The organism is Bartonella sp. AP280QHHD (genome assembly GCF_042196125.1).
Classification (GTDB): domain Bacteria; phylum Pseudomonadota; class Alphaproteobacteria; order Rhizobiales; family Rhizobiaceae; genus Bartonella.
Genome location: NZ_JBHIPQ010000060.1, coordinates 1 through 7,553, shown reverse-complemented (window position 1 = coordinate 7,553; position 7,553 = coordinate 1). Strand labels below are relative to the sequence as shown.

General features: G+C 40.7%; 8 protein-coding genes and 1 pseudogene. 8 read left to right on the top strand and 1 reads right to left on the bottom strand.

From position 1 onward, the window contains the following. Positions 1–342: 342 nt before the first annotated feature. The 5 genes and pseudogenes from ACFIMK_RS09405 to ACFIMK_RS09385 all read left to right on the top strand — a co-directional run bounded on the left by ACFIMK_RS09405 (position 343) and on the right by ACFIMK_RS09385 (position 3,424). Positions 343–1,095 (top strand): hypothetical protein, encoded by a 753-nt coding sequence (locus ACFIMK_RS09405; protein WP_375612654.1) that lies wholly within the window; start codon positions 343–345, stop codon positions 1,093–1,095. 84 nt (positions 1,096–1,179) lie between these two features. After that, complete coding sequence (locus tag ACFIMK_RS09400) at positions 1,180–1,620, top strand: hypothetical protein (RefSeq protein WP_375612653.1); 441 nt, start codon at positions 1,180–1,182, stop codon at positions 1,618–1,620. Between the two features lie 452 nt (positions 1,621–2,072). Continuing rightward, a pseudogene (gene ssb, locus ACFIMK_RS09395) lies at positions 2,073–2,556 on the top strand (single-stranded DNA-binding protein). Positions 2,557–2,571: 15 nt separating this feature from the next. Beyond that, a complete protein-coding gene (locus tag ACFIMK_RS09390; protein ID WP_375607479.1) occupies positions 2,572–2,907 on the top strand; it encodes a hypothetical protein in 336 nt (111 codons plus the stop codon). Further along, positions 2,894–3,424: a hypothetical protein gene (locus ACFIMK_RS09385; protein WP_375638635.1), complete on the top strand. Its 531-nt coding sequence runs from the start codon at positions 2,894–2,896 to the stop codon at positions 3,422–3,424. Before ACFIMK_RS09390 ends, ACFIMK_RS09385 begins: the two co-directional genes overlap by 14 nt. Positions 3,425–3,433: 9 nt before the next feature. On the opposite strand, the gene ACFIMK_RS09380 is transcribed toward ACFIMK_RS09385, so the two are convergent. Next, complete coding sequence (locus ACFIMK_RS09380) at positions 3,434–4,060, bottom strand: hypothetical protein (protein WP_006590334.1); 627 nt, start codon at positions 4,058–4,060, stop codon at positions 3,434–3,436. A gap of 202 nt (positions 4,061–4,262) precedes the next feature. Here ACFIMK_RS09380 and ACFIMK_RS09375 point away from each other — a divergent pair, with 202 nt between their 5' ends. The 3 genes from ACFIMK_RS09375 to ACFIMK_RS09365 all read left to right on the top strand — a co-directional run. After that, on the top strand, positions 4,263–4,598 hold the full coding sequence (locus tag ACFIMK_RS09375) for a hypothetical protein (protein WP_375613768.1): 336 nt from the start codon (positions 4,263–4,265) through the stop codon (positions 4,596–4,598). After that, positions 4,579–5,907 (top strand): PBSX family phage terminase large subunit, encoded by a 1,329-nt coding sequence (locus ACFIMK_RS09370; protein ID WP_375682933.1) that lies wholly within the window; start codon positions 4,579–4,581, stop codon positions 5,905–5,907. The genes ACFIMK_RS09375 and ACFIMK_RS09370 overlap by 20 nt, the downstream gene beginning before the upstream one ends. Then, positions 5,892–7,553, top strand: a 1,662-nt coding sequence (locus tag ACFIMK_RS09365; RefSeq protein ID WP_375682934.1) for a portal protein, incomplete at its 3' end; no start/stop codon positions are given. The genes ACFIMK_RS09370 and ACFIMK_RS09365, both read left to right, overlap by 16 nt.

Below are 7,553 nucleotides of genomic sequence, written 5' to 3'. Positions count from 1 at the left end.
TTTAAAATCACTTGGTATTCAATTAGGTAGGTATCAAAATGAAAAAAATTGAAAAAAATAAAAAATACGTATTGACTTTAAGGAAAGGTTCGTTTAGAAAAGCGTCAAGTGTGTAGAAACACTTAGCGATAAGCGGATAAACCACGATAAGGTTTTTCCCATCTTCAAAATACTGACTTTCTTTTATGCTATCACTAGCATATAACGATTTTGTCGGGTGTGGTTATGCCATACAATACCCTTTTAGGGGAAAGCATACAGCGGACTTATCGCCGTGTTTCTAGCGCCCGACGCCCTTATGGGCTGTCAATAGAAACCTTTTTTACGATAAGGATTACTAGCATGAAAGCTACAGTTAAAAAGAGAAAACCATCCAAAAAATATGAATTGACTAATGAAATAGATCATATGACTGGTCTCACATTATACCGTATACGCGCCTTAAAAGATTTTGGAGATGTCAAGGCGGGGGATTTAGGTGGTTTTATAGAAAATGAAAGCAACCTATCGCATTATGGTACGTGCTGGGTATATGATAAAGCCCGCGTTTTTCAAAATGCCCGCGTTTCTGGGAATGCAAAAGTAAGAAGCTTTTTTGTAGACGTTTGTGGGAATGCAAAAATTTATGGGAATGCTATTTTTGAAGCTATTTTTATGGGAGGCAATGCGCGTCTTTATGGGAATGCTCATATTAAAGGTGCTGTTGTAATTGAAGGCAATGCAAAGATTTATGATAATGCCTATGTAACTGATCATGCTCATATTTCTGATGATGCCGTCATTTGTGATAATGCTCATGTTGGAGGCAATGCAAAAATAAGCGGTGCTGCTTATATTTGTGATGACGCGCGTGTTTTCGATGATGCCGTTGTATGTGGTGCTCTTATCTCAGGAGATTCTTATGTTCATAGCGCCGCTTCTTTAACAGCAGATGATCATATTTGGAATGAAGCATATCCCGAATTTGGTAGTGAAGATGATTATTATCGTCATGAGTATTATGATGATTTTGAAGACTATTATGATGCTGATCTTGAATCGGAAAATGATGACGATTTAGAATGTGAATTAGAATGTGAAAAAGAAGCTGCTTAATTAAACAATAGGGCGGTGCGGGGGCGCCTCCTTATAACCATTTCATTTAAAAATTTGTTTGAATATTAGATTAGGGAGCTACCTATGACCACTAAAACTGTATCCAAAAAATATGAACTTACTAATGAAACTACAGAAGTTAAAGACCATCTCTATGGTAGAGTTAGAACACTTTATCGCATTAAAGCTTTAAGAAGTTTTGGAAGTGTTAAAAAAGGAGATTTAGGGGGCTTTATTGAAAGTGAATACAACTTATCACATGATGGCAATTGCTGGGTTGGTGATGATGCCAAGGTTTATAATGCTGCTATGGTTTGGGGGCATGCGAAGGTTTTTGAAAATGCAATAATTTGTGATGAGGCGTGTGTTAATGGGTTTGCGAAGGTTTACGGTAATGTACGTGCTTATGGAAAGGCAATTATTGGTGGCAGGGCGCGTGTTTTTGGAGATACGCAACTTATTTTGGGGGCATGGGTTACAGGAAGAAAAGAGATTTCTACAGGTTTAATATCCTTTTGTAGATAGATAAAGACTGTAGAGGAATTGATTAAAGCGGCTGTGGCGTCTAAAAGATAGAATAAAAAAAAGCCGCGTCCTTTAAGACACGGCTTTTGTTTGCAACTGGAAACTTATACATTTTAAATGTTAAAGTATATTACACAAAACGTGTAAAAATGCAAGCCTTAATACATAAAAACCGCATCAAAATGAATTGATACGGCTTTTATTATCAAAACAGCTAGCGATCTAAATAAACGATTAAAAGAAATAACCGAAATATAAAAGAACGTCTCTTTATTGCACAAAACGTATCAAAAAGCAAGTTGTTAAGTAAAATAAAAATGGGATTCACACTGTAGATTCAGTGGGTTATGATAAATTCTGTTTGTAAAAATACACCATAATGTGTTATACTATCATCAGTTGTGAGTTTGTTTTGTTCTAAGTACTATTTTCCATTAAAGGACAGAAAGCAAATGCTTAATAAAGTGATTTTAATTGGTCATTTAGGTGCCAATCCAGAAAGCAAAACAATGTCATCTGGTATCGAGGTGGTCAATTTTCGAATGGCAACGTCTGAGAGCTATACAGACAAGGCAACCAATAAGNATGGCAACGTCTGAGAGCTATACAGACAAGGCAACCAATAAGAGAATAGACAAAACCGAATGGCATTCCATTGTGGTGTTTAATCCACACTTGGCAAAAGTAGCTCTCCAGTATCTGAATAAAGGCAGCAAAGTTTATATCGAGGGACGACTACAAACTCGTAAATGGCAAGATAAAAACGGTGTTGATCGCTATGTAACAGAAGTCATATTGCCTCAGTACAAAGGCGAGTTAAAGCTTTTAGATGGCAAAAATGATGATAATCAAGATCAGTCATCTGCTTATGACAGAAGCATTTACAGACCTCTTGATACATCTCATACCGTTATGAATGATAGCGTTCCTTTTTAAACAGAAGGTGCTTTAATGGATAGTAAAAAGAAGTCTAGGGTTAGTACAGAAGAATCTGAACCCGTTTATATGCTTACAGAGAATGATATAGAGCTGTTAAGAGATTGTATGTCATCTACATCAATGAGTTATTACAGTATAGTGATGGGTGCTTTATTGAGTACACTTTTCATTCTGCTCTTAAAACTTTCTTGGGATCAAAGTCACTTAAAACTTAAGTTAGGTGTTGCTGCTGTAATATGCATTTTAGTGGTTTTATTGTTCTTTTTAAATCGAATTTCATGGTCAAGATCAGAGAGAATTTGGCAAGATATTAAACAGACATCTGAGGACATAAGTGAAAAAAAATAAAAAAAGGGGACGCCCTAAAATAGCAGGGCAGGTAAGAGAACCAAACGGACGTATATCACGTGCAAAAGCACTGCGTGAAGCCGTTGATAAATTGGCAATAGAAATGCGTGCAAAACGCTTTGGTTTAACGCTACAAGAGGCAAAAAATCCACTCTCTGGGTCTTATATAGGGCGGCTTTGCTTGCAAGGCGTGCTTACTCAAGAGCAATACGACACCGCCCAGCAATATCTACAGATAAGGAATAATTACCTTTGCGCAAAAGGCTTGCCTAATGCAATTTATGACGAAATGCCATCATCATCTGATGATAAGGCAAGAGATAAATGGGTAGAATTTGCAACAGAGCAGTTTATAAACACGCAAGAGGCACTAAAAGAAGCCCAATGCCTCTATAGACAATATAACCTTTATGCAGCGCTACAGTGCCTCGTTATAGAAGATCAAACATTATCATATCTTGTACCTTCATTACGTATAGCTCTTAATGCGCTTCAGAAACATTTTGATCGTAAATGACAATCTCTATTACGGTTTCATTATATCATATATCGTTGGTAAGTCTCTGCAAAATCTAGCGACTTGTTTAGTGTTTTCATAATCACCGGTGCTCACGTCAGATACTACAACTATCATTTGTGTTTTGGGGCTAATGCCAGTTCCAGTCGAATTACTAAGAAATTTTTTTGCATAATAAATCATTGGATTTTTGCTGTTATTGGATTCGTTGTATGCCCACATAAAATCTCTTTCACTCCAATTATGTTCATAACGTAAACGACTTATTACATTGGGTAGCATTGCCCATGACATTTCTTCATTATACTCACCCCGCAATAAATTCACAAAGCGTCCACATAAAATAACGAATACGTGACGATGCAATACAGGATCAAATTTGGAAGGCATCTTATGATGGCCACGGCTGTATACAAATTCTTGTGCTTGGCTTAGCTTATTAAAATGCGTAAAGCCAGTATATTCTTTACTCGCGTATTTGTCGTAAAGTTGATTATACTTCTCTATAGTATCTACACTTGTAAACATACGCGTCAATTTGTCTATAAATCCAAATGACGCTGATGCAGGTAGCGCTGATATAGAAAAGAAAGCTATAAATGTTATGATGCGTGTTATGGATAATGATTTCATCATTTTGAACCCTTAATTATTCATAAGTGCTGTTTAACTGATTCCCTTTGAAATTATCAATATGTGTTATTTTTATGTTGACAAAGTGTAGCAAATCGTATTTAATGACATTACTGTACTTAGGCGTATTGTGTCTAGAGAGGGAAATGTACAGTTCAAAATCCCCGCAAATGCGGGGTTTTTTATTATCTGGAGGGTGTATTTTATGACATCACAAAATACAGAACAGATTTCTCAAACAAAGAAAAAATATAAACCCCCTAAGGCAGGAATGGGGCGTGTCAAAGGTGTACCCAATAAGAATACACGCCTTTTGAAAGAGGCTATTCTTAAAGCTGCTGAATTGGCAGGCAATAAGTATGGGAAAGAGGGATTAATCTCTTATCTCGAAAAGCAGGCAATAAGATGCCCTGCGGCTTATTTAGCGTTGCTTGGTAAGGTGTTGCCTTTACAGGTAACAGGTGAAGATGGGGGAGCCATTAAGATCATAGGGCGTGTAGAAATTGCTCCTTTAACAATGAATGACGACAAGACAGATTAAGATTGTACCAAAACTTATACCGATTTTTACAGGAGACGCTTTGGTACGAGCGGCTTGGGGTGGACGAGGGTCTGGGAAGACAAGATCATTTGCCTTGATGGCTGCTTTAAAAGGCTATCAATTTGGTATGCAGGGGATATCGGGGACCATTCTTTGTGCACGTCAGTTTCAGAATTCTTTGGCAGAGAGTTCATTGGAGGAGATTAAGCGCGCCATTGAAGCGCATGACTTTTTAAAGGACTATTACAAGGTTGGGGAGTCGTCGATTAAGTCGATAGATGGTCGCGTAGCCTTTCAGTTTTCTGGTCTGGACCGTAATATTGCGAGCATTAAATCGATGGGGCGCATTTTGCTTTGTTGGGTTGATGAAGCAGAGCCGGTAACAGAGACGGCTTGGCAAACGCTTATACCGACTTTGCGAGAAGAAGGAGAGGGATGGCGGGCAGAATTATGGGTGACATGGAACCCGTTGCGAGAGAATGCCCCCGTTGAGAAGCGGTTTCGCTTTTCAGACAATGAAGCCATTAAGCGTGTAGAGATCAATTGGTCAGACAATCCGAAGTTTCCCAAGATTTTGAATGAAGCGCGATTGGATGATCTGAGAAACCGTCCAGAGACTTATAAGCATATCTGGGAAGGGGCTTATCTTACAGCGGTTCAAGGCGCTTATTATCAAAAGGAAATGTTGGCAGCCGAGCAAGAGGGGCGGATAGGGCGTGTTGCTCGTGATCCTTTAATGCAGATACGCGCCTTTTGGGATATTGGGGGGACAGGCGCCAAGGCAGATGCCACGGCGATATGGATAGCGCAATTTGTTGGTAGAGAGATCAGAGTGCTTGATTATTACGAAGCACAGGGACAGCCTTTATCCGAACATATCGGTTGGTTGCGTCAAAATGGTTATGAGAAGGCATTGATGGTTCTCCCCCATGACGGTGCGACCAGAGACCGTGTGCACAATGTGAGTTTTGAGAGCGCTCTTAAACAGGCAGGCTTTCAAACAAAAGTTATCCCTAATCAGGGAGCAGGGGCTGTTAAGATACGTATAGAAACAGTCCGCCGTGTTTTGCCTTCTGTTTGGTTTAATGAGAAGACGACAGTAGCAGGACGTAAGGCACTGAACTGGTATCACGAGAAATGGGATGAGAAGCGTAATATTGGCTTGGGAGCAGAGCATGATTGGTCCAGTCATGGGGCAGATGCCTTTGGACTGATGTGTATTTCATACAAACCACCAAAAGAAATACAAAAGCGACCAGCTTATAGCGGCAGAACGGAATATGAGAGTACCTCATGGATGGCAGAATGATGTATGATGAAGAGCATTTAGATAAAGAAAGTAACGCATCAGATTTGTCGACAGAAGGCTTATTTCGCAAGCTTGTGAGCTGGTACAAAGAAGATGTGGAGCATGTGAATAAATGGCGTGAACATGCGCGGGAGGATTTTGGTTTTTACAATGGTGATCAATGGAATGAAGAAGATTTATCGGCGTTAAAAAAGCAACGCCGCCCCGTTATGACCTTTAATCGTATTGCCCCATTGGTCAATGCCGTTGTGGGGTCAGAGCGTAATAACAAGCGCGAAGTGCAGTTTATTCCCCGTCAAGTAGGGAAGGCATTGCCTAGTGAATTGCTTACCGGTGCGGCAGAATGGTTTCGGGACATGGCGCATGCAGAATACGCTGATAGTGATGCTTTCCAAGATGCGGTTATCTGCGGCATGGGGTGGACTGATACACGGCTTGATTATGAGAACAGCCTCGATGGTGAACCGGTCATTACGCGTTTAGACCCGTTAAAGATGGTTTGGGATAGTGCAGCGGTGCAACCGAATTTAACCGATGCGCAACGTTTGTGGTATGTAGACCGCAAGCCGTTAGAAGTAGCTAAGCAGATGTTTCCCAAATCTCATTGGACAGAGCTGAGTGCAGATTGGGCAAGGGATGGGAGCTCTCATGAAGGTGTTCACTATAATGATCTTGATTATTACAGCGATGAGGGGAGCATTGATGTTGAAAACGGTCGTCGGATGGTCACGCTTGTTGAATGCCGTTGGTTTGAAAGCGAGCGATATTACAAGGCACCCGATTTAAGCACTGGAGAACTTCGTGATTATAGCGAGGAAGAATTTAAGCAGCTCCAGTGCATGATGCCCGATATTCAAGGGGCAGCTTTCAATAAAAAGGTTGTAAGACGTGCTTTTTTAGGGAGAAAGTTGCTTGAATCCCCCGATCAACCTTTAGTTCCAGCTGGTCAATTGGGTTGGGAGTGTATAACGGGGTATTTTGACAAGATAGAACGGCAATTTTATGGGGTTGTGCGCCCGACAAAAGATCCACAACGGTGGGCGAATAAATATTTTAGTCAAGTGATGTATATCCTTAATAGCCAATCCAAAGGGGGGCTTATTGTCGAGGAAGGGGCGTTTAAGGACATCAGGCAGGCTATGCAAGATTGGGCGCGGGCTGATGCGTTGCTAGTTGCTGAAGATGGCGCTCTTGCAGAAGGCAAGATACAACCAAAGCCTGTAGCACAGTTTCCAGAGGGCTTTTTCCAGCTGTTTAATGAAGCTAAGGAAGCAATTAATCAGGTGACGGGTTTATCACCCGAATTCATTGGTACAAGGGAAGTGACACAAGCGGGTATTTTGGAGGCACAACGACGCCAATCCAGTTTAAATCTGCTTGCTTGTCTGTTTGATGGTTTACGTTTGTATCGCAAAAGGCAGGGTAAGATTATTTTGCATCTGATACAGAATTACTTGTCCGATGGTCGTTTGGTACGGATATCTGGTGAGGAGAATGCGCAATATATTCCATTGACGCGTGAAGAAGTAACGAGTGTCGAGTATGACATTGTTGTCGATGATGCCCCAACCAGCCCGAATGAGAAAGAGCGCACCTTTGGTATCATCACACAGCTGCTCCCATTGCTTCAAAATGCGATTACGCCG